18 protein-coding genes are annotated in these 22,632 nt (G+C 70.7%); 4 read left to right on the forward strand and 14 right to left on the reverse strand.

The features are described from left to right. Nucleotides 1–52 precede the first annotated feature (52 nt). The 14 genes from ACZ68L_RS29075 to rsmH form a co-directional block, all read right to left on the reverse strand. Entirely contained in the window at nucleotides 53–664 is a 612-nt protein-coding gene (locus ACZ68L_RS29075) for a cell division protein SepF (RefSeq protein ID WP_136328319.1), read from the reverse strand. A gap of 126 nt (nucleotides 665–790) precedes the next feature. Further along, a complete protein-coding gene (locus ACZ68L_RS29080) occupies nucleotides 791–1,510 on the reverse strand; it encodes a YggS family pyridoxal phosphate-dependent enzyme (RefSeq protein ID WP_469582355.1) in 720 nt (239 codons plus the stop codon). Between the two features lie 6 nt (nucleotides 1,511–1,516). Continuing rightward, nucleotides 1,517–2,227: a peptidoglycan editing factor PgeF gene (gene pgeF / locus ACZ68L_RS29085; RefSeq protein WP_469582358.1), complete on the reverse strand. Its 711-nt coding sequence runs from the start codon at nucleotides 2,225–2,227 to the stop codon at nucleotides 1,517–1,519. Between the two features lie 44 nt (nucleotides 2,228–2,271). Then, on the reverse strand, nucleotides 2,272–3,486 hold the full coding sequence (ftsZ, locus tag ACZ68L_RS29090; RefSeq protein WP_469582360.1) for a cell division protein FtsZ: 1,215 nt from the start codon (nucleotides 3,484–3,486) through the stop codon (nucleotides 2,272–2,274). A gap of 277 nt (nucleotides 3,487–3,763) precedes the next feature. Next, on the reverse strand, nucleotides 3,764–4,558 hold the full coding sequence (locus tag ACZ68L_RS29095) for a cell division protein FtsQ/DivIB (RefSeq protein ID WP_469582363.1): 795 nt from the start codon (nucleotides 4,556–4,558) through the stop codon (nucleotides 3,764–3,766). A 54-nt stretch (nucleotides 4,559–4,612) separates the two neighbouring features. After that, on the reverse strand, nucleotides 4,613–5,707 hold the full coding sequence (gene murG / locus ACZ68L_RS29100) for an undecaprenyldiphospho-muramoylpentapeptide beta-N-acetylglucosaminyltransferase (protein WP_469582366.1): 1,095 nt from the start codon (nucleotides 5,705–5,707) through the stop codon (nucleotides 4,613–4,615). A 6-nt stretch (nucleotides 5,708–5,713) separates the two neighbouring features. Beyond that, entirely contained in the window at nucleotides 5,714–7,159 is a 1,446-nt protein-coding gene (gene ftsW, locus ACZ68L_RS29105) for a putative lipid II flippase FtsW (RefSeq protein ID WP_469582370.1), read from the reverse strand. A gap of 113 nt (nucleotides 7,160–7,272) precedes the next feature. Then, entirely contained in the window at nucleotides 7,273–8,700 is a 1,428-nt protein-coding gene (gene murD / locus ACZ68L_RS29110; protein ID WP_469582510.1) for a UDP-N-acetylmuramoyl-L-alanine--D-glutamate ligase, read from the reverse strand. Then, nucleotides 8,697–9,767, reverse strand: a complete 1,071-nt coding sequence (gene mraY / locus ACZ68L_RS29115; protein WP_469582372.1) for a phospho-N-acetylmuramoyl-pentapeptide-transferase — start codon at nucleotides 9,765–9,767, stop codon at nucleotides 8,697–8,699. The genes murD and mraY overlap by 4 nt, the downstream gene beginning before the upstream one ends. After that, on the reverse strand, nucleotides 9,764–11,170 hold the full coding sequence (locus tag ACZ68L_RS29120; protein WP_469582375.1) for a UDP-N-acetylmuramoyl-tripeptide--D-alanyl-D-alanine ligase: 1,407 nt from the start codon (nucleotides 11,168–11,170) through the stop codon (nucleotides 9,764–9,766). The genes mraY and ACZ68L_RS29120 overlap by 4 nt, the downstream gene beginning before the upstream one ends. A 4-nt stretch (nucleotides 11,171–11,174) precedes the next feature. Then, the gene (locus ACZ68L_RS29125; RefSeq protein ID WP_469582378.1) at nucleotides 11,175–12,902 is read right to left on the reverse strand and encodes a UDP-N-acetylmuramoyl-L-alanyl-D-glutamate--2,6-diaminopimelate ligase; all 1,728 of its coding nucleotides are present in this window, start codon (nucleotides 12,900–12,902) and stop codon (nucleotides 11,175–11,177) included. An 18-nt stretch (nucleotides 12,903–12,920) separates the two neighbouring features. Further along, entirely contained in the window at nucleotides 12,921–14,903 is a 1,983-nt protein-coding gene (locus ACZ68L_RS29130; protein WP_469582380.1) for a peptidoglycan D,D-transpeptidase FtsI family protein, read from the reverse strand. 4 nt (nucleotides 14,904–14,907) lie between these two features. Continuing rightward, complete coding sequence (ftsL, locus tag ACZ68L_RS29135) at nucleotides 14,908–15,453, reverse strand: cell division protein FtsL (protein ID WP_469582383.1); 546 nt, start codon at nucleotides 15,451–15,453, stop codon at nucleotides 14,908–14,910. 49 nt (nucleotides 15,454–15,502) lie between these two features. Next, nucleotides 15,503–16,468 carry a 16S rRNA (cytosine(1402)-N(4))-methyltransferase RsmH gene (gene rsmH / locus ACZ68L_RS29140; RefSeq protein ID WP_469582386.1) on the reverse strand — a complete coding sequence of 322 codons (966 nt, stop codon included), beginning with the start codon at nucleotides 16,466–16,468 and terminating at the stop codon, nucleotides 15,503–15,505. Between the two features lie 380 nt (nucleotides 16,469–16,848). Here rsmH and ACZ68L_RS29145 point away from each other — a divergent pair, with 380 nt between their 5' ends. The 4 genes from ACZ68L_RS29145 to ACZ68L_RS29160 all read left to right on the forward strand — a co-directional run bounded on the left by ACZ68L_RS29145 (nucleotide 16,849) and on the right by ACZ68L_RS29160 (nucleotide 22,545). Then, complete coding sequence (locus tag ACZ68L_RS29145) at nucleotides 16,849–17,412, forward strand: beta-class carbonic anhydrase (RefSeq protein WP_469582388.1); 564 nt, start codon at nucleotides 16,849–16,851, stop codon at nucleotides 17,410–17,412. A 269-nt stretch (nucleotides 17,413–17,681) separates the two neighbouring features. Further along, nucleotides 17,682–18,731, forward strand: a complete 1,050-nt coding sequence (locus ACZ68L_RS29150; protein ID WP_469582391.1) for an AAA family ATPase — start codon at nucleotides 17,682–17,684, stop codon at nucleotides 18,729–18,731. Continuing rightward, nucleotides 18,731–20,125 (forward strand): DUF58 domain-containing protein, encoded by a 1,395-nt coding sequence (locus tag ACZ68L_RS29155; protein ID WP_469582394.1) that lies wholly within the window; start codon nucleotides 18,731–18,733, stop codon nucleotides 20,123–20,125. The genes ACZ68L_RS29150 and ACZ68L_RS29155 overlap by 1 nt, the downstream gene beginning before the upstream one ends. Next, entirely contained in the window at nucleotides 20,122–22,545 is a 2,424-nt protein-coding gene (locus ACZ68L_RS29160) for a transglutaminase TgpA family protein (protein ID WP_469582396.1), read from the forward strand. Before ACZ68L_RS29155 ends, ACZ68L_RS29160 begins: the two co-directional genes overlap by 4 nt. Nucleotides 22,546–22,632 lie beyond the last annotated feature (87 nt).

Genomic DNA, 22,632 nt, shown 5'->3' on the forward strand with positions numbered 1-22,632 from the left:
CTGGCTCTCGTAGCTCCGGCCTTACGGCCGGGTCGTTCCCGGTGTCGTGTTCTCAGCTCTGGTTGAAGAATCCGCCCTCAGCAATGCGGGCCTTGTCCTCCGCCGTGACATCGACGTTAGCAGGCGACAACAGGAACACCTTCTGCGTCACGCGCTCAATGCTGCCATGGAGACCGAAGACGAGTCCTGCAGCAAAGTCGACAAGTCGCTTCGCGTCCGTATCGTCCATCTCCGTGAGATTCATGATCACCGGAGTGCCCTCACGGAAGTGTTCCCCGATGGTACGGGCCTCGTTGTAGGTCCGGGGGTGCAGCGTGGTGATGCGGTAGGGCTCCCGCTCGGACACAACCTTGGGCATGATCACCGGTGCGTTCTTCTCCATGTTCGGGCGTTCAGGTGTGATGGATGCCACGGGTGCGATTCGGGCGGGTCGCTCCCTTTCCGCCGGGATCTGAACCGGCTCCCGCTGCGCGGGAGGCTGCACCACTCGTACCGGTTCGTCCCGTTCCCGCTCCACCTGATGCGCGGGCTGGTGCCGCCGCCGGTCCCGCTCGGGCTCCGGCTCGGGTTCGAATTCGTCGTCGGGGTCGAACCCCGGACCGTCGTACCCATCGTCCTCCACGAGGCCGAGGTAGACCGCCATCTTGCGCATCGCGCCGGCCATGCTCCGAGTCCTCCGCTCTGTGGTGGATCGGCATCTGTCACCAAGTGCCCCGCGATCCACTGAGGCCTGCCCGCCATAGGCGGGAATGACCATATTTTCTGCTGTGGTCCGACCTGCTTGGCGACGTTACCCGAGCCTCGGTCGGACTCCGAGTACCGCCGTACCGACGCGCACATGTGTCGCTCCGGCCGCGACCGCGTCCTCGAGGTCCGAACTCATCCCCGCGGAGACCATGTTCGCAGCCGGATGGTTCCCGCGCAGGCGGGATGAGAATTCCATCAGCCGGTCGAAGGCGGCGCGTTGCCGTCCCGCGTACGGGCCGGCGAGCGGCGCGACGGTCATCAGACCGCCGAGCCGCAGCCCGGGGGCGGAGTCGACCGCGGCGGCCAACTCCTCGATCCCGTCCGGCGCGACACCGCCCCGGTCACCCCGTTCGCCGCTCTCCGCGTCGAGCGCGACCTGGATGAGGCAGCCGAGTTCGCGCTCCTCGCGCACGGCCGCCGCCGACAGGGCCGTGACCAATTTGACCCGATCCACTGACTGCACGACATCGGCATAACTCGCCACAGAACGAACCTTATTCGTCTGCAATTGACCAACAAAGTGCCAGATGAGCGACAGATCCGCACATTCGGCTGCCTTGGGGGCCGCGTCCTGGTCACGATTCTCCGCGACATGACGCACACCGAGTTCATGCAGAATCCGCACATCGCTCGCGGGGTAGGTCTTGGTGACCACGATGAGGGTCACTTCTTCCCGTTCGCGGCCCGCGGCGATACAGGCGGAAGCAATGCGTTCCTCCACCCGTGCCAGATTGTCGGCGAGTTGAGTCCTACGGTCCGTCATGCCCTATCAGTCCAACCAGACATATCCGGCGAGCCGCCCGGTGGTGCGGTCGCGGCGGTACGAGAAGTGATCGCCCGATTCGAGGGTGCAGACCGGCGATGCCTGCCGGTCGTCGACCCCGAGGGCTTCGAGCTGGGCCTGGACCCCGGCGGTGACATCCACGGCCGGGGTGCCCCAACTGGTCTCGGACCAGGCGGCCGGGACGCTCTCGGCGACCTCGGCGCGCATCCCCGACGGGACTTCGTAGCACCGCCCGCAGACAGCCGGTCCGGTGCGGGCGATGATCCGGTGGGGCTCGGCACCGAGTCCGACCATGGCCTCGACCACGGCGGGGACCACTCCCGCGACCAGACCGGGGCGGCCCGCGTGCGCCGCCGCCGCGATCCCGGCGACCGGGTCGGCCAGCAGTACGGGGGTGCAGTCGGCAGTGAGCACGGCGAGCGGCAGCCCGCGCCGTGCGGTCACCATCGCGTCCACCGCGGGGATCTCCGCGGCGTCGCCCCACGGGCCGTCGACCACCGCGACGTCCCGACCGTGCACCTGATTCATCCAGACGACCTGCGCCGGGTCCAGACCGAGGGCCCGCGCGGCGCGTTCCCGATTGGCCAGAACGGCGGCGGGGTCGTCTCCGACCGCGCCGCCGAGGTTGAGCTCCTCGTACGGAGCGGCGCTCACCCCGCCCCACCTGTCGGTGAAGGCGAAGTGCGCTCGATCCACTGAGGACACTGAAGGTGCTGCGGAACCTGCGTGATGCGGACTTATCACTTCAAGAAGTCCGGAACATCCAGTTCTTCGGCCGCGGAGTCCTGGTAGGGACGGGCCGGCGGGATGTGCGGCGGAGTGACCGGGGGCAGGTGACTCTCGCCGGCCGCCGGTACGGGCTCGGCCTGGATCGAGGACTCCTCGCGCGGGGGCACGGAGCCCAGTCCGCCGGTCTGGCGCACGGGCTCGGCGGTCCGGACCGGCGCAGCCGGCTCTTCACGCTTGGCGGAGTTCGCGCCCAGGACGTTCTCGCGCCGGGCCGGCGGCTGTCCGCCGTCGAAGCCCGCCGCGATCACGGTGACGCGGACCTCGTCGCCCAGCGCGTCGTCGATGACCGCACCGAAGATGATGTTCGCCTCGGGGTGCGCCGCCTCGCTCACCAGCTGGGCGGCCTCGTTGATCTCGAAGAGACCGAGGTCGCTGCCGCCGGAGATGGAGAGCAGGACACCGCGGGCGCCGTCGATGGACGCCTCCAGGAGCGGCGAGGAGATCGCCATCTCCGCGGCGGCCACCGCGCGGTCGTCGCCGCGGGCCGAGCCGATGCCCATGAGTGCCGAACCGGCCTCGGACATGACCGACTTGACGTCGGCGAAGTCGAGGTTGATCAGGCCCGGCGTCGTAATGAGGTCGGTGATGCCCTGGACACCCGAGAGCAGCACCTGGTCGGCCGACTTGAACGCGTCGAGCACGCTGACCTGGCGGTCCGAGATGGACAGCAGCCGGTCGTTGGGAATGACGATGAGGGTGTCGACCTCTTCGCGGAGCTCGGCGATGCCGTCCTCCGCCTGGTTCGCGCGTCGCCGGCCCTCGAAGGTGAACGGGCGGGTGACCACGCCGATCGTCAGGGCGCCGAGCGAGCGCGCGATGTTGGCGACGACGGGTGCGCCGCCGGTGCCGGTGCCGCCGCCCTCTCCGGCGGTGACGAAGACCATGTCGGCCCCCTTGAGGACCTCCTCGATCTCCTCACGGTGGTCCTCTGCCGCCTTGCGACCGACGGCCGGGTTGGCCCCGGCGCCGAGGCCGCGGGTGAGTTCGCGGCCGACGTCGAGCTTGACGTCGGCATCGCTCATCAACAGGGCTTGCGCATCAGTGTTGATCGCGATGAACTCGACGCCCTTGAGACCGACCTCGATCATTCGGTTGATGGCATTGACACCACCGCCGCCGACACCGATGACCTTGATGACTGCGAGGTAGTTCTGCGGTGCTGCCACGTCGAAGGCCTCTCGCCTCGAGTTACGTGTCGTCGCTTCGCGGTAGTCCCGCCGCGACGACGGATGCCGATTGGGACGGTCCGGAACGCCGACCCAAACCCTAACGTTGAAGTTTAGGGTTACCAGTGTGTCTGCTTCATGGACTCTTCCGAACAGGACACTAAGTCGACAAGTGGCGCCCGTTCAACGAACACGCCGAACCTCCCGTTTTTCTTTTCACCCTATGTGATCACCCGTAGCGCTGACCAACCAGGGTGCTGGCCAGGCCGAATATGCGTCAACTACCCGACACGGCAGGGGCGGTGGGTGCACTCACGTCGAAGTGTCCCGCTTTGGGAGCGGCTTTCATGAGAGCGGTGAGGACTCTCGCCTTCACCGACCCGTCCTCCCCGCTGCCCCAGACCACCGTCCGCCCCCGGGTGAGCTCCAGGGAGATCGAGTCGTACGAGGTGACCCGTACGACCTCGGTGTCCCTGGCGATGCCGTCCGGAAGGCCGCCCGCGACCCGGACAGCCTCCCGCACCAACCGGTCGCTGTCGAAGCGGCGCAGACTCGCGGAGCGATCAGGCGTCAATTCCAGCAAAGGTACATGGCCGGGCGTTTTGTCCACTTTTGCGAAGCGCACGCCTTTCGCGTCCACTTCAATGAACTTTGCGCCCTTTTTCATCAACAGGACCGGCTGCCGTTCGGCCACCTGAAGTCGGATTCCGTGCGGCCATGACCGCGCGACATCCACCGAGTCGATACGGGGCAATTTCTGGCGCAACCGGTCAGCGATGGCATCGGTGTCCACGGAGATCAGCGGAGCGCCGATCGGCACCGCCGCAGCGGCCTCCACCTCGGCCGGAGTCAGCACGTCGACCCCGCTGATCCCGACCTGTTCGGCACGGAGCCAGGCGGAGCCGTAGAGCGCCCAGGCGGCGCCGGAGCCGAGCAGCAGCACCAGCACGCCGATCACGATCAACTGTCCGCGGCTGGGCGTTCTGCGCCCCTGCGGGCGCGGGCGCGACGGGCGGGCCGGGGAGTCCTCCCGCTGTGCTGCACCGCGCTGGGCGGTCGTCGGTCCGGCCACGCTCGCTCCTTATGCCGGGTCCGGGGAGCGCCGCCCCCGGACCCGGCCACCGCCTCACGCGCCTCGGCGTGCGGCAATCGCCTCGTACACCATGCCGACGAGCAGGTCGTCGGCGTCCCGGCGGCCGAACTCGGCGGCGGCGCGGGACATCTCGTACAGCCGGTGCGGATCCGCGAGCACCGGAAGGACGTTGCCCTGCACCCACTCGGGGGTGAGCGCCGCGTCGTCCACCAGCAGACCGCCGCCGGCGTTGACCACCGGCTGGGCGTTGAGCCGCTGTTCACCGTTGCCGATGGGCAGCGGGACGTAGGCGGCGGGGAGCCCGACGGCGGAGAGTTCGGCGACGGTCATCGCGCCCGCGCGGCAGAGCATCATGTCGGCCGCCGCGTACGCGAGATCCATCCGGTCCACGTACGGTACCGGGATGTAGGGCGGCATCCCGGGCATGTTGTCGACACGCGGCAATTCGTTCTTCGGACCGACCACGTGCAGGATCTGGATCCCGGAGCGCTGCAGCAGCGGGGCGACCCGCTGGACCACCTCGTTGAGATGGCGGGCGCCCTGCGAGCCGCCGGAGACCAGCAGCGTCGGCAGGTTGGGGTCGAGGCCGAAGGCGGCACGCGCCTCGGGGCGGACCCGGGCCCGGTCCAGGGTGGCGATGGTCCGGCGCAGCGGGATGCCGATGTAGCGGGCACCGCGCAGCTTGCTGTCGGGGGTGGAGACGGCGACCCCGTGGGCGTACCGGGAGCCGATCTTGTTGGCCAGGCCCGGCCGGGCATTGGCCTCGTGGACGACGATCGGCACACCGACCCGCTTGGCGGCGAGGTAGCCGGGCAGGGCGACATAGCCGCCGAAGCCCACGACACAGTCCGCCCTGGTGCGTTCCAGGACCTGCTCGGCCGCCTTGATGGTGCCGCGCAGCCGTCCCGGGACGGTGATCAGTTCCGGGGTGGGCTTGCGCGGCAGCGGCACGGCCGGGATCAGGGCGAGTTCGTACCCCCGCTCGGGTACGAGCTTGGTCTCGAGTCCGCGCTCCGTGCCGAGGGCAGTGATTCCCACGGTCGGGTCCTGCCTGCGCAGGGCGTCCGCGAGGGCAAGCGCGGGCTCGATGTGGCCGGCGGTCCCCCCACCGGCGAGTACGACATGCACCGAAATTCACCGCTCTCCGGACGGACGCTTCTTGACGCGCCGTCTCATCGTCTTCCATCTCACCCCGGGCCTCCGCATGGCCAGGGCCGCCTTCGCGGCGGGATCCTGTCGCGCGAACGCGATCAGCAGCCCGACAGCGAACATGGTCGGCAGCAGGGCCGATCCTCCGTAGGAGAACAGCGGGAGCGGGACACCGGCGATCGGCAGCAGGCCGAGCACCGCACCAATATTGATCACGGTCTGCACCATGATCCAGGTGATCACACCTCCCGCGGCGTACCTCACGAAGGGGTCCTCCGTGCGTCCGGCCACGCGGATACCCGCATAGCCTAGAGCCGCGAAGAGGGCGAGTACCGACAGCGTCCCCGCCAACCCCAGTTCCTCCCCGGTGATGGCGAAGATGAAGTCCGTGTGCGGTTCAGGTAGTTGACCCCATTTTTCCACACTCGCACCGATCCCGGAACCGAACCATCCGCCGGACGCCAGAGCATAGATGCCGTGCACGGCCTGCCAGCAGGAGTCCCCGGGCCCGGGATCACTGGCGCCGACGCAGGCGAGCCTGGACATCCGGTTCGGGCTCGTCTTGATCAGCACGAACGCGATCACCCCGGCGAAGCCGAGCACCCCCGCGAAGAGCCGGGTGGGGGCCCCGGCGATCCAGAGCAGTCCGAACAGGATCGCCGTGAGAATGATCGCAGTGCCCATGTCGCCGCCGAGCATGATCAGCCCGAGGAGTACGAAGGCGACCGGGACAAGGGGCACGAGCATGTGTTTCCACTGCGTCAGCAGCTGTTTGTCCTGTTTGCGGGCGAGCAGGTCCGCGCTCCACAGGACCAGGGCGAGCTTCCCGAACTCGCTGGGCTGGAGCAGGAAGGGACCGCCCAGAGAGAGCCAGTTCTGGTTGCCGTTGATCGACATTCCGATCCCCGGCACTTGGACCAGCGCCATCAGGAAGACGGTCCCCACGAGCAGCGGATAGGCGAACGCCCGGTGCAGTTTGACGGGCATCCGGGCAGCGAGCGCCATCAGTCCGGCACCGATGACCGCGGCGAGGAACTGTTTGCGGAAGAAGTAGGTGCCGGGCTTGTGTAGCTCCAGGGCCTTGATCATCGAGGCGGAGTAGACCATCACCAGGCCGAGCACGGTGATCAGCAGGCCGGCGCCCAGGATCAGGTAGTACGCGGTCAGCGGGCGGTCCCAGGCCCGGCGCGCCTCTTCGTACATCCGCCGCACACCCCCGCTGCGGGGAGCACGTGGGCTGCCGGTGGAGCGCCCCTTGGGACGCGCCGCCGAGGGGCGCCGGGTGCCGGTGACCGACCTGACCCGCAGGGCGGGACCGAGCGGTGCGCCGGGGCCCGCGCCCGCGAGGAGGGGCGGGGTGAGCGCCCGGCTGATCGCCGTGCCCCGTGAGCGGTCCTCACGGGGCACGGCGGAGCTCTCTTCGGCCGGCATTGTCGCTGTCCCCTCCACTGCTCGTGCCCGGGGCCGCCGCCGAGGGCCGGGGCCCGTGGCGCGGCCGCCCGCACCCGGTTGTCCGGGACAGTACGGCGCAGAGGCCGGGCCCGTCAGGCGCTCTCGGCGGCGAGTGCGCGGACCGCGTCCGCGAACGCCTCGCCCCGCTTGTTGTAATTGACGAACATGTCCATCGAGGCGCAGGCCGGGGCCATCAGTACGGTGTCCCCCGGCCGGGCGAGCCGTGCCGCCTCGCGGACCGCCTCGGACATCGCCCCAGTGTCGGTCCGGTCGAGGTCGACCACCGGGACCTCGGGGGCGTGTCGCGCGAGGGCTTCGCGGATCAGCGCCCGGTCGCGGCCGATCAGCACGACGCCCCGCAGCCGCCCGGCCGCCCCCGTCACCAGTTCGTCGAAGGCGGCACCCTTGGCGAGGCCGCCGGCGATCCAGACGATCGGGTCGTAGGCGGCGAGGGAGGCCACGGCGGCGTGGGTGTTGGTGGCCTTGGAGTCGTCGATGTACGCGACCCCGGCGACGTCCGCGACGTGCTCGATGCGGTGCGGGTCGGGGCGGAAGGCCCGCAGTCCGTCCCGTACGGCCGCGGGCTCGACACCGAAGGCGCGGGCCAGGGCCGCGGCCGCCAGGGCGTTGGCGATGTTGTGCGGGGCCGGCGGGTTGACGTCGGCGACCTCGGCGAGCTCCTGGGCCTGCTTCTGCCGGTTGGCCACGAAGGCGCGGTCGACGAGGATGCCGTCGACGACGCCCAGTTGGGACGGGCCCGGTGTGGCCGTCGTGAAGCCGATGGCGCGGCAGCCCTCCTCGACATCGGCCCCGCGGACCAGGTCCTCGGTCGCCTTCTCGGCCGCGTTGTAGACGCAGGCGATGCGGTTGCCCTCGTAGATCCGGCCCTTGTCCGCGACGTACGCCTCCATGGAGCCGTGCCAGTCGAGATGGTCGGGCGCCAGGTTGAGGACCGCCGCCGAGTGGGCGCGCAGCGAGGGCGCCCAGTGCAACTGGAAGCTGGACAGCTCGACGGCGAGTACGTCGTACTTCTCGTCGCCGAGGACGGCGTCCAGGAGGGAGACGCCGATGTTGCCGACGGCGGCGGTGCGCAGCCCGGCCGCCTCCAGGATCGAGGCGAGCATCCGTACGGTCGTGGTCTTGCCGTTGGTGCCGGTGACCGCGAGCCAGGGTGCCGGTTCCCTCCCGTCCAGGCCGCGCAGCCGCCAGGCGAGTTCGACGTCGCCCCAGACCGGGACACCCGCCTCGGCGGCTGCGGCGAAGAGCGGCTTGTCGGGCTTCCAGCCGGGGGTGGTGACGATGAGCTCGGTGGACTCGGGCAGGGTCGCCCCGTCGCCGAGGCGCACGGTGATGCCCTGCGCCTCCAGCTCCGCGGCCTGCGCACGGGACCGTTCGTCGTCCCCGTCGTTGACCACCGTGACGACGGCCCCGAGGCCGTGCAGCACCTTGGCCGCCGGGATTCCGGACACCCCGAGTCCCGCGACGGTGACGTGCTTGCCCTGCCAGTCCTGGTTGCTCACTTCTCGGCTGCCCATCCCGCGTAGAAGAGACCGAGTCCGACGATCACGCACATGCCCTGGATGATCCAGAAGCGGACCACGACAAGGACTTCGGACCACCCCTTGAGTTCGAAGTGGTGCTGGAGCGGCGCCATCCGGAAGACCCGCTTACCGGTCATCTTGAAGGAACCGACCTGGATGACCACGGACATGGTGATCATCACGAAGAGGCCGCCGAGGATGGCCATCAGGAACTCGGTACGGGAGCAGATCGCCAGACCGGCGAGGGCGCCGCCGAGGGCGAGCGAACCGGTGTCTCCCATGAAGATCTTGGCGGGTGAGGTGTTCCACCACAGGAAGCCGAAGCAGGCGCCCATCAGCGCCGAGGCGACGACCGCGAGGTCCAGTGGGTCGCGTACCTGGAAACAGGCGTTGGGATTGGTCAGGGTCGTCGCGTTGGCGCAGGACTCCTGGAACTGCCACAGCCCGATGAAGGTGTACGCGCCGAAGACCATCACCGACGCACCGGTGGCCAGGCCGTCCAGACCGTCCGTCAGGTTCACGCCGTTGGACATGGCGAGGATCATGAACAGGGCCCAGACGACGAACAGCACCGGGCCGATCGACCAGCCGAAGTCCGCGACGAACGACAGCTTGGTGGAGGCCGGGGTGTTGCCGCGGGAGTCGGCGAACTGCAGCGAGAGCACCGCGAAGGCGATACCGACGATCAGCTGGCCCGCCATCTTCGCCTTGGCCCGCAGACCCAGCGAACGCTGCTTGACGATCTTGATGTAGTCGTCGAGGAAGCCGACGAGACCCATGCCGGTCATCAGGAAGAGCACCAGCACGCCGGAGAAGCGCATCTCCTCTCCGGTGATCAGCTTCGCCGCGAGATACGCGATGATCGTCGCCAGGATGAAGGCGATGCCGCCCATGGTGGGCGTGCCCTTCTTCGACCCGTGGGTGCGCGGGCCGTCGTCCCGGATGAACTGCCCGTATCCCTTGCGGGCCAGCAGCTTGATCAGCAGCGGAGTTCCGACCAGGGTCAGGAAGAGCCCGATGGCCCCCGCGAAGAGGATCTGCCTCATCGGCCGGCGACCTCGCCCTCGGACGTGTTCTCCAGCAGCGTCATGACGACCTGCTCCAGGCCGACCGACCGGGACGCCTTCACCAGCACGACGTCTCCCGGGCGCAGTTCACTGCGCAGCAGGTCGACGGCAGCCTGTGCGTCGGACACGTGCACCGACTCCTCACCCCACGAACCCTCGTTGTATGCGCCCAGTTGCAGCCAGGAGGCCTCTCTGCCCCCGACCGCGACGAGCTTGCTGACGTTGAGCCGGACGGCGAGCCGTCCGACCGCGTCGTGCTCGGCGAGCGAGGCGTCGCCGAGCTCGGCCATGGGGCCGAGCACCGCCCACGTACGCCGGCCCTTCCCCATGGCGACCAGCGCGCGCAGCGCTGCTCTCATGGATTCGGGGTTCGCGTTGTAGGCGTCATTGACGAACGTCACGCCGTCCGGACGCTCGGTGACCTCCATGCGCCAGCGGGAGAGGGTGCCCGCCTCGGAGAGCCCTTCGGCGATCTCGTCTGCGGACAGGCCCAACTCATGGGCGACGGCGGCCGCGGCGAGCGCGTTCGACACGTGGTGCTCACCGTACAGGCGCATGGTCACGTCGCTGCACCCGGTGGGTGTGTGGAGCTTGAAAGTGGGGCGGCCGTCGTCGGTGAGACGGACATTCTCGCCCCGTACGTCCGCATCCGCGGCTTCGCCGAAGAGCAGCACCGGGGCTTTCGTACGGGGGGACATGGCACGCACGAGCGGATCGTCGGCGTTGAGCACGGCGCGGCCGTCCTCGGGCAACGACTCGACCATCTCGCCCTTGGCCTGGGCGATCTGCTCCCGGCCGCCGAACTCGCCGATGTGGGCGGTGCCGACGTTGAGGACGAGGCCTACACGAGGCGGGACGAGACCGGTGAGATAGCGGATGTCGCCGATGTAGCGTGCGCCCATTTCGAGGACGAGGTGGCGGGTTTCCTCCGTGGCGCGCAGCGCGGTGAGCGGCAGGCCGATCTCGTTGTTGAGGTTGCCCGCCGGGTAGACGGTGGGCCCCTTGCGTTCGAGGAGCTGGGCGATGAGGTCCTTCGTGGACGTCTTGCCCGCGGAACCGGTGAGGGCGACGACGGTGGTGCCGAGGCGGCCCACGACGGCGCGGGCGAGCGCGCCGAGTGCGGCCACGACGTCGTCGACGACGATCGCCGGAACACCGACGGGGCGGGCGGCCAGCACGGCTGCCGCGCCCGCCTCGACGGCGCGCTGCGCGTAGTCGTGGCCGTCGACCCGCTCGCCGACGAAGGCGACGAACAGGCTGCCTTGCTTCACCTCTCGGGAGTCGATGACGACGGGCCCGCTGACGGTTGCTGCCGGATCGGGTATGTCGTGCGACTGCCCGCCGACGATTTCGGCGATCTCGGCGAGGGAAAGGGCGATCACTTGGTCATCCCTGACTGTTGTTCTCGTGGGTGTGGGCGCGGTGGGCGGCGCTCTCGGTGCCGCTGTGCCCCAGGGAACGCTCGATGGCCGCGCGCAGGACCACGCGGTCGTCGAAGGGGCGGACCACGCCGTGGATGTCCTGGCCCTGCTCGTGGCCCTTGCCGGCGATCAGCACCGTGTCACCGGGCTCGGCGCGGGCGACTGCGGCGGCGATGGCGGCGGCCCGGTCGGCGTCGACCAGGACGTCGCCGCGCTCGTGCACGGGCACCTCGGCGGCGCCCGCGAGCATCGCGGCGAGGATTCCGAGAGGGTCCTCGGAACGGGGGTTGTCGGAAGTCAGTACGGCGGTGTCGGCGAGGCGGGCCGCCGCGGCGCCCATCGGGCCGCGTTTGGTGACGTCGCGGTCGCCGCCGCAGCCGAGGACGATGTGCAGCCTGCCCTTGGTGACCTTGCGCAGGGAACGCAGGACGGACTGGACGGCGTCGGTCTTGTGCGCGTAGTCGACGACCGCGAGGTACGGCTGTCCGGCGTCGACGCGTTCCAGCCGGCCGGGGACGCCCGGCACGGCGGCGACGCCGTCGGCCGCGGTCTGGGGGTCCAGGCCCGCGACGGCGAGCGTGACGATCGCGGCGAGGGTGTTGGCGACGTTGAACGGGCCGGGCAGCGGCGCCCTGGCCGCGATCCGCTCGCCCTCGGGACCGACGACGGTGAAGGTGGAGCCCAGCGGCCCCACTTCGACGTCCTCGGTGCGCCAGTCGGCGTCCGGGTGGCCCTCGGCGGAGAAGGTGACGACCGGGACGGACGCCTCGGTGATCAGCCTGCGGCCGTACTCGTCGTCGAAGTTGACGACGCCCCGCCGGCTGCGCCGCGGGGTGAAGAGCTGCGCCTTGGCCTGGAAGTAGTCCTCCATCCCGGAGTGGAACTCCATGTGCTCCGGGCTGAGGTTGTTGAAGACCGCAACGTCGAAGACGCAGCCGTCGACCCGGCCGAGCACCAGGGCGTGGCTGGAGACCTCCATCGTCACCGAGTCGACCCCGCGTTCGCGCATGACGGCGAACAGGGCCTGCAGATCGGTGGCTTCGGGGGTGGTGCGCTCGGACTTGATGCGCTCGTCGCCGATCCGCGTCTCCACGGTGCCGAGCAGCCCGGTGGCGCGCCCGGCGCCGCGGAAGCCACCCTCGACGAGGTACGCGGTGGTGGTCTTTCCGGAGGTTCCGGTGATGCCGATCTGGAGGAGGTCGGCACCGGGCCGTCCGTAGATCTCGGCGGCGAGTTCGCCCATCCGGCCGCGCGGGTCCTCGGTGACCAGCACCGGCAGTCCGGTGGCGGCGGCGCGCTCGGCGCCGGCCGGGTCGGTGAGAACCGCCGCCGCGCCGAGGCCGGCCGCCTGGGCTGCGAAGTCGGCGCCGTGGAACCGGGCGCCCGGCAGGGCCGCGTACACATCACCGGGGCGGACCGCCCGCGAGTCGTGGGTGATGCCGGTGACCTCGCCGGATCCCGGCGGTTCGACTCCCAGCCGGGCCGCCAGCTCGCCGAGGGGTGTCGGCCTGAGCCGATCCGGGCGGGGCGCTCCCGGGTAGTTCACAGGGGCGTCCTTCTGGGTGGTTTGGAACTGATCAGCGTGGGGCACGGCGGTGAGCGTACCGGGCCCACCCGGCCTCTCGCGAAGTGAGGGGCCGGGGTTCTGGTGGTTCCCGTTCCGGTTCCCGGGATCGGGGGTGATGGTTGTCACTGGCTGGTTTCCCCGTGTTCACTCGCCGGGCTTGAAGGACACCGGCAGCCGTGCTGACTCGCTGCCGGACGGTGGGGTCTGGAGGGTCTTCAGAGCGAACTCCATGACCTGTTTGTAGATCGGTCCACAGATCTGACCGCCGAAGTAGCTTCCCTTGGTCGGGTTCTGGATCGCGCAGTAGACCGTGATCTGGGGGTTGTCCGCGGGTGCGAAGCCCGCGAAGGACGCGGTGTAGCCGTGGTAGCCGCCGCGGACCGGGTCGACCCGGTTGGCCGTACCGGTCTTGCCCGCCACGCGGTAGCCGGGGATCTTGGCCTTCGCTCCGGTGCCTTCCTCGTCACCGACCACCGATTCCAGCATGGCGGCGAGCGTCCTGGCGGTCTTCTCGCTGACCACCCGGGTCCGTTCGGGAGCGGGGGCGGACTTGAAGTGGCCGTCGGGGCCCTTGGTGCCGCGTACCAGCGTGGGCGCGATACGGACCCCGTCGTTGGCGATCGTCGAATAGATGGAGGCGGCCTGCATGGCGTTGAGGGAGAGTCCCTGGCCGAACGGGATCGTGTACTGCTGCGAGGTCGACCAGTCCTTGGGCTTGGCGAGGATGCCGGGGGTCTCGCCCGGGTAGTCGAGACCGGTCGGCGAGCCGATCCCGAATTTGCGCAGGTAGGAGTAGAGGACCTGGTTGGCCTCGGCCTGGCTCCTGCCGAGTTCTCCGGTGGCCAGGATGGTGCCGATGTTGCTGGACTTGGCGAGTACGCCGTTGAGCGTCAGGTACCAGGTGGAGTGGTCGATGTCGTCCTTGAAGAGCCGGTCGCCGCGGTGCAGCCGGTTGGGGACGGTGACATGGGTGCCGGGGGTCGCGACCCCCTCCTCCAGCACGGCGGCCATGGACATGACCTTGCTGGTGGAGCCGGGCTCGTACACGTCCTGGAGCGCCGCGTTGCCCAGCGAGGCCGCGTCGGCCTGCGAGAGGTCGTTGGGGTCGAAGCCCGGCGCGTTGGCCATGGCGAGGACCTCGCCGGTCCTGGTGTTCTGCACGACCACGTAGCCGCGGTCCGCCTTGGACTTCTTCACCTGGTCGGTGATGGCCTGCTGGGCGGCCCACTGGATGTCGCGGTCGATGGTCAGCTCGATGTCGGACCCGGCGACGGCCGGGACCTCCTGGGTGCCCGCTGTGGGCACCCGCCGACCGCCGGACTGGGCGTACTTGATCTTGCCGTCCTCGCCCGCGAGCTCCTTGTCCAGCTGCGATTCGAGGCCGCCCGCACCCTTGCCCTCGGCGTTGACGTAACCCAGTATCCCGGCGGCGAGCCCGCCGTTGGGGTAGACCCGCTTGGTGGTCGACTCCTGGAAGATCCCGGCCAGCACATTGGCTCCGGGGCCGCCGGCCGCCTTGTCCTTCGTGGCCTTCTCGGCGAAGACGGACTTGAGGTCCTTGATCTGGTTCCAGACCTGCGGGGTCCGGCGGCGGGCCAGGACGGTGTAGCGGCCCTTCTTGGACAGCTTCGCGGTCAGCTCGGCGGCATCGACGCCGAGGATCGGGGCGAGGAGGGCCGCCGCCTGCTGGGGCGCGTCGGGGGCCTTGCTGAACTCGGGCGTGAACATCGACGGGTCGGCGGTGATGTCGTACGCGTCGACGCTGGTGGCCAGCGCGATACCGCTGCGGTCGGTGATCTGACCGCGCTCGGCGGAGATCGTGTAGCTGAGGTAGCGGTTCACCTTGGCCTTGGCCGCGTACGCGTTGGCGTCGACGGCCTGGACCTGGAGGAGCCGGACGACGAACGTCAGCATGACGAGCGTCAGGGCAAGGCTGACCAGGCGGAGCCGGGGGCGCGGGCTGCCGAGACGCAGCGAGGACACGGGGCGGCTGCGGGGCTTCCGGGCGCGGGGGGCCGGGGACGACGGGCGGCGGCCGGCCGGCCGGGGGCGTCCCTGGCCGCCGGCGGCGCCGCGGGGGCGCGCGGGCCCGGGGACCCGGCGGCGCGGTGGTTCCTTGGGAGGCACTGCGTCACCTGCCTGGGCTCGTCGAGGGCTGGTCTGCCGAGGCGGGCGGGGCCGCGGAGGGGCCGGGCGCCACGGCGGTACCGGAGGGGGTGGCCGGTGCCGGGGGGGAGGGCGAGCCGGGGGACGGCGCGCTCGCGGGGGGCGTACGGGGCTTCCGCGGCGGCGCTGTGGGGGTCGGCCGGGCACTCGTCTCGGCGGGTACGCCACGGACCTTGCCGTCCGGGTCGAGGAAGGCGGGGCTGCCGCCGGGCACCATGCCCAGCCGGCGGGCGCGGCGCTCCAGGGCGTCCGGCTCGGAGTAGTTGTCGACGTCGTTCTGGAGGGCCTGCTGCTCGTCGGTGAGCTGAGTGGTCTTCTTCTTCAGCTCGCTCAGCCTGAACGATCCTTCGTTGAGGGCCGAGTTGAGCACCAGGAGCGTGATGAGCCCACCGCCGAGAAGCAGCACGACCAGCAGGACGAAGGGGGTACGGGCCGCGTTGCTGGGCCCGGACGGCATCAGCCGGGCGATCCTCGCCGCCCGCCCTCTCAACTGCGCGGCCGGTCTGCTCACCGTGCCGCCCCCGGCGTCGCCGGTGTCCGGGTCCCCGGTCGCCGGGCACTCATCGTTCCTCCTCGCGGATCCGCTGGGCGCCTCGCAGCCGGGCGGGGGCGGCGCGCCGGTTCTCGGCGACCTCCTCCTCCGTGGGCAGCTCCGCGCCACGGGTCAGCAGCTTCAGCCGGGGCTGGTAGCGCTCGGGCACGACCGGCAGTCCGGGCGGCGCCGTGGTGGCGGCACCCGCCGCGAAGACCTGTTTGACCAGCCGGTCCTCCAGCGAGTGGTAGGAGAGAACGGCGATGCGACCGCCGACCGCGAGGCTCTGCACGGCGGCCGGAATGGCTCGCTCCAGCACGGTGAGCTCGCCGTTGACCTCGATGCGCAGCGCCTGGAAGGTGCGCTTGGCGGGGTTGCCGCCGGTGCGCTTGGCCGCCTGGGGCAGCGAGTCACGGATCAGCTCGACGAGCCGGGCGCTGTTGCTGAACGGCTCCTTCTCGCGCTCGCGCACGATCGCGGAGACGATCCGCTTGGCCTGCTTCTCCTCGCCGTACGCGCGCAGGATCCGTACCAGTTCACCCGCCGGATAGGTGTTGAGCACCTCGGCTGCGCCGATGCCCGTCGTCTGGTCCATGCGCATGTCCAGCGGGGCGTCCTGCGAGTACGCGAAGCCGCGGTCGGCCTCGTCCAGCTGCATGGAGGAGACGCCGAGGTCGAACAGGACTCCCTGGACCTTCGGGATGCCGAGCCTGGCGAGCACCTCCGGCAGTTCGTCGTAGACCGCGTGCACCAGGGTGGCCCGGTCGCCGTACGGGGCGAGCCGCTCGCCGGAGAGCCGCAGCGCCTCCTTGTCCCGGTCCAGCGCGATCAGCCGCGCGGAGGGGAAGGCCGAGAGCAGTGCCTCGCTGTGTCCGCCGAGTCCCAGGGTGCAGTCGACGACCACGGGCTGCTGCGGGCCCGGCACCTCCAGAGCCGGGGCCAGCAGGTCCAGGCACCGCTGGAGCATCACCGGGACGTGTCGGGTCTGGCTCATGTGCCCTCTCAGGCTCAGGTCCCGTGTGGCTCCACGTACGGCCTGGTCCCCACCCGCTCAGAAGGGGAGGTCGGCCGGCGCCGGGGAAGGGGCGTCGGTCGACCGGCGAGCGGGAGAGGGCCGGACCGTACGTACGCCGCGCACACGGGGGAAATCTACGGAATGTGCAGGGTGTCGGTAACTTCCCGTCACTTTAGTCCACCCTGCCATTCGATCGATTCCCGATCAATCAGCCCGGCAGCGCGTCGCTCCGGCCCCTGTTCACCCGGTCGAACCAACGACGGCGAAGCTTGTGGGCTACCTCACAACAAGCCTCGTCGACGTTCTTTGTCCCTTTCCGCAGCACGACGGGGCCGCTGGTGAGAGCTAACGTCATAGCCATGCCGACTTCCGCACACTCCCCCGCCGAGCCTTCCGCACCCGCTGCCGACCGGGCCCGTTCCGGAGGAACGGTCACCGACCGCCTCGTCGAAGCGAACACCCGGTACGCCTCCGCGTTCGAGGACCCGGGCATGGACGCCAAGCCGGTGCTGCGCGTCGCCGTGGTCGCCTGCATGGACGCCCGGCTCGACCTGCACGGCGCCCTCGGTCTGTCGCTCGGCGACTGCCACACCATCCGCAACGCGGGCGGCGTGGTCACCGATGACGTCATCCGTTCGCTGACCATCAGCCAGCGGGCCCTGGGCACCCGCAGCGTCATACTGATCCACCACACGAACTGCGGCCTGGAGTCGATCACCGAGGAGTTCCGCCAGGAGCTGGAGCGGGAGGTCGGCCAGCGTCCGGTCTGGGCGGTCGAGGCGTACAAGGACGCCGACCAGGACGTGCGGCAGTCGATGCAGCGGGTGCGCACCTCGCCGTTCCTGCTGCACACCGACGACGTCCGCGGCTTCGTCTTCGATGTGACCAGCGGCCTGCTGCGCGAGATCCTTCCCACCTCCTGACCGCCCGGTCGGTGCCGGTCCGGGCGGCCCGGGACGGTGCCCGTCGGAGCCGATATCCCCACCCGAAGCCGACATACCGCCCCCACTTGTCCACAGGCGAGTGACACGAAGCGGTAACGGCAACAAGAATGCGCATGTGACATCTCGCCGGACGTTTCCGGAGGGGTGTCCATGTTTCGGGGTGGGCCGGGCCGCCGCACGCGCGCCGGCCCGTGAATTGGGGTATCCCCTGCTCCTGGTGAGCGTGGGGCAGGGCCGAGGAGGGCCGGGTGACGACCTATGACGATCGAGCGAGCCTCACAGATCTGACCACGACCGCGGAGCGGGTGCGCAGGTCGGTGGAGAGTGTGATCGAGGGCAAGCCCGAGGTCGTACGGCTTTCGCTGACCGTGCTGCTGGCGGAGGGACATCTCCTCATCGAGGATGTCCCCGGCGTCGGCAAGACGATGCTGGCCAAGGCGCTGGCGCGGTCCATCGACTGCTCGGTGCGACGCATTCAGTTCACACCGGACCTGCTGCCTTCGGACATCACCGGTGTGTCCATCTTCGACCAGCAGCGGCGCGACTTCGAGTTCAAGCCGGGCGCGATCTTCGCCCAGATCGTGATCGGCGACGAGATCAACCGGGCCTCGCCGAAGACCCAGTCGGCGCTGCTGGAGTCGATGGAGGAGCGCCAGGTCACCATCGACGGGCACACGTACGAGCTGCCCGACCCGTTCATGGTGGTGGCCACCCAGAACCCGGTCGAGATGGAGGGCACGTATCCGCTGCCCGAGGCCCAGCGCGACCGGTTCATGGCGCGGGTGTCGATCGGCTATCCGAGTCCGGAGGCCGAGCTGCAGATGCTCGACGTGCACGGCGGGCTCTCGCCGCTCGACGATCTGCAGCCGGTGGCGCACGCCCATGACGTGGTGAAGCTCATCGACGCGGTACGGACGGTCCATGTGGCCGACGCCGTGCGGCGGTACGCGGTGGAGCTCGTCGGAGCCACCCGCGGCCATCCCGATCTCAGGCTCGGCGCCTCGCCGCGAGCCACCCTGCACCTGCTGCGCGCGGCGAAGGCCTCCGCGGCGCTGAGCGGCCGGGACTACTGCCTGCCGGACGATGTGCAGGCCCTGTCGGTCGCGGTCCTCGCGCACCGGCTGCTGCCGACGGCGCAGGCCCAGCTGAACCGCCGTACCGCCGAGCAGGTCGTGCTGGAGATCCTCCAGCAGACACCGGTACCGACCGCCGGTGGCGGCGTCGCGCGGGTGCAGCCCCAGCACCGGCCGGACCGTCCGGTCCATGGCCGGCAGCAGCCCGGCGTACGGCGGGCCTGATGGCGGCCGGGGGGCCGGCCGCCATGGACGACGGCGACGACAGGGGCGGTCTGCGGGCCGCGCTGAGCGGGCTGACCACGCGCGGGCGGTCCTTCCTCGCGGCGGGAGTCGCCGCGGCGATCTGCGCCTACGTGCTGGGCCAGGCGGATCTGCTGCGGGTCGGGCTGTTGCTCGCCGCGCTGCCGCTGGTCTGTGTGGTGGTGCTCGTCCGCACCCGCTACCGGGTGGCGGGTACCCGGCGGCTCTCGCCGTCGCGGGTGCCCGCGGGCACGGAGGCGCGGGTCCACCTGCGGATGGAGAACGTGTCGCGGCTGCCTACCGGGCTGCTGATGCTGCAGGACCGGGTGCCCTACGTGCTCGGGCCGCGTCCCCGGTTCGTGCTGGACCGGGTCGAGGCGGGCGGCCGTCGCGAGGTGTCCTACCGGGTGCGGTCGGATCTGCGCGGGCGCTACCCGCTGGGCCCGTTGCAGCTGCGGCTGAACGATCCGTTCGGGATGTGCGAGCTGACCCGTTCTTTCAGCGCGTACGACACCCTCGTCGTCATTCCGCGGACCGAGCCGCTGCCGCCGGTACGGCTGGCGGGCGAAGCCTCGGGATACGGCGACGGGCGGCAGCGTTCGCTGGCGCTGGCCGGTGATGACGACGTGATTCCGCGCGGCTACCGGCACGGCGACGATCTGCGCCGGGTCCACTGGCGTTCCACCGCGCGCTACGGCGAGCTGATGGTGCGCCGCGAGGAGCAGCCGCAGCGGGCCAGGTGCACGGTGCTGCTGGACACCCGGCGGATCGCCTATCAGGGGACGGGGCCCGACTCCGCCTTCGAGTGGGCGGTCTCCGGGGCGGCGTCCGCGCTGCTGCACATGCTGGAGCGCGGCTTCGCGGTGCGGCTGCTGACCGACGACGGGAACGCCGTTCCGGGCGAGAGCACGGGGGGCTTCGCCGGATCGACGCAGGAGTCCGCCGACTCCTCGGGCCTGATGATGGACACCCTGGCGGTGGTCGACCATTCCGACGGGGGCGGTCTGTCGCGCGCGTACGACGTGCTGCGCGGCGGCGACGAAGGGCTGCTGATCGCGTTCTTCGGTGATCTGGACGAGGAGCAGGCGGCGGTGGCGGCCCGGATGCGGCAGCGCAGCGGTGGCGCCGTCGCGTTCGTACTGGACAGCGTGGCCTGGACGCAGGGCGGCGCCCCGCCCACGGGGTCGGACGCGGACGTCGAGCGGCGGCTGCGGCTGCTGCGCGAATCCGGCTGGACGGCGGTGGCGGTGGCGCCCGGGGCCGGTCTCGCCCGGTACTGGCAGCAGGCGGCGGGGCACCCGGGCGTAACCGCGCAGTCAACCGCCGTCGGCGGCGGCACAGGTGGCACGACAGGTTTCTCCGGGGGATGGTCATGAACGGTCGTGGTCGGCTGGCGCTGTGCGCCTTCGCGGCGACGCTGATGGCGGCGGGCTCGATGCTGCCGCTGGTCGAGCCGGCCGGGTGGATTCTTCAGGCCGCGCTCCTGCTGGCGGTCCAGAGCGGGGCGGGGGTGCTCGCCCGCCGGGTGCCCATGCCCCGGATGCTGGTCGTCGCGGCGCAGACACTGGTCACCCTGGTTCTGCTCACGGTGGTCTTCGCCAGGGGGCAGGCGTTGGTCGGTGTCCTGCCGGGTCCGGAGGTCGTCCAGCGGCTCGCGGATCTGCTGACGTCGGGCGCCGAGGACGTCGGAAGGTACGCCGCTCCGGCGCCCGTGACGGACGGCATCCGGCTGATGATGATCGGCGGTGTGCTGCTGGTCGGTCTGGTCGTGGACACCCTCGCGGTGACGTTCCGCAGCGCCGCCCCGGCGGGTCTGCCGCTCCTCGCGCTGTACTCGGTCGCGGCGGGACTGTCCGAGGGAGGAGCGGACTGGCTCTGGTTCCTGCTCGCGGCCGGTGGCTATCTACTGCTTCTGCTGGCCGAGGGCCGGGACCGGCTCTCCCAGTGGGGACGGGTCTTCAGCGGCGCGTCCGGATCCCCGAGGGGTTCGGCGGTCGGTGCGGCGATCTCCGGCAGCCGCCCCACGGCCCCGGTCCGCACCGGCCGCCGCATCGGTGCGCTGGCGCTGGGGGTCTCGCTGGTCGTGCCGGCGGCGCTGCCCGCGCTGGACGGCGGGCTGCTGACCGGTACGGGCGGCGGGAACGGCAAGGGCGGAGGCGGAGGCACCATCTCCGCGGTGAATCCCCTGGTCTCGCTGCAGAACAATCTGAACCAGCCGGAGAACCGGCAGGTGATGTCCTACCGCACCGACTCCGGTGACCCGCAGGGCTTCTATCTGCGGATCCTGGCCCTGGACCAGTTCAACGGGAACGAGTGGCGGCCCTCCACGCGCCGTCTGGAGGACGTGCCCAAGCGGCTGCCGACCCCGGAGGGCCTGGGCCCGGACGTCCTGGTCACGGAGACCAACTCGACCATCTCCGCGTCCCGCTCCTACCAGCAGACCTATCTGCCGCTCCCCTACCCCGCGTCCGAGGTCCGGATCGGCGGACGCTGGCGGTACGAGCCCCGGGGGCGGACGCTCGTCGGTGACGGCGGGGAGACGACCCGTGGCGCGCAGTACCGGGTCTCCAGTCTGGTGGTCCAGCCGACCGCCGATCAGCTCGCCGCGGCGGGCGCCCCGCCGGTCGCGCTGCGACGCGAGTACACCCGCGTTCCCGACTCCCTGCCGAAGGTGGTCGGGGAAACCGCGGACAAGGTGACGAAGGGGGCCGGCAACGACTACGAGCGGGCGGTGAAGCTGCAGGACTACTTCGCCTCGGAGGGCGGTTTCAGCTACGACACCTCGGTGACCTCGGGCACCGGGAGCGCGGCGATCGGACGGTTCCTCAAGGAGAAGCGGGGCTTTTGCGTCCATTTCTCGTTCACGATGGCCGCGATGGCGCGGACGCTGGGCATTCCGGCCCGGGTCGCGGTGGGCTTCACTCCCGGCACCGGGCAGCCGGACGGCTCGGTCTCGGTCGGACTGCGCGATGCGCATGCCTGGCCGGAGCTGTATTTCGAGGGCGTCGGATGGACCCGTTTCGAGCCGACCCCGACGCGGGGCTCCGTCCCGTCCTACACCCGGCCGGACGCCCCGGCCGGTGGCGCCGCGGACCCGGTTCTGCCGGAAAGGGGCGCCTCGGCCGCCCCGACGGCCGCCCCGTCCGTCTCGGACAGTTGCCCGGCCCAGCTGCGCAAGCAGGGCGAGTGCGGCGGACCGACGGGGCCGGGGGTGGCGACGCCGACTGATTCCGGAACGCCTCTGGGCACCGTTCTCGGTCTGTCCCTGGTCGCCGTGGTGGTCGTGGTGCTGCCCTTGCTGCCGCTGCTCTGGCGGCTTCGGGTGCGCAGGCGTCGGCTGGGCTTCTCCGCCGGACGGACGCGGGCGGACGCGACGGCCAGAACGCTGGCGGCCTGGCAGGAGATCATCGATACGGCGTGGGACCACGGCATCGAGCCGGACGACTCCCGGACGCCCCGTAAAGCGGCGGCCCGGGTGGTGCGCCTGGGCCGGCTCGAACCGGATGAGGCCGCCGCAGCGCACCGGGTGGCCGGGGCGGTGGAGCAGGTGCTCTACGCCCGGGAGCCCCGGTCGGGCACCGGGCTCGCGGCGGATGTGGAAGCGGTACGGGCCGGTCTGCGGGCATCGGCCGGCCGGCTCGCCCGGATCCGCGCAGTCGCGGTACCGCGCTCGGCCATTCGGGTGATCTGGGGAGCATCGGAACGGTGGGCGGCGTTCACCGGCAAGGGGGCGGCGCGGTTGCGCCGTGGCCCGTGGACGGGTTGGCTGCGACGGCCGTCCCGCCAGCAGGGGTGACAGGGGCGTGGACTGCGGTCCGCGTCCCTGGCCTCAGTCGCCGTACGGCCACCTGAGCGGGTGCCCCCGGACCCGTCCGGATCCCTT

The organism is Streptomyces sp. NPDC104309 (assembly GCF_055584025.1).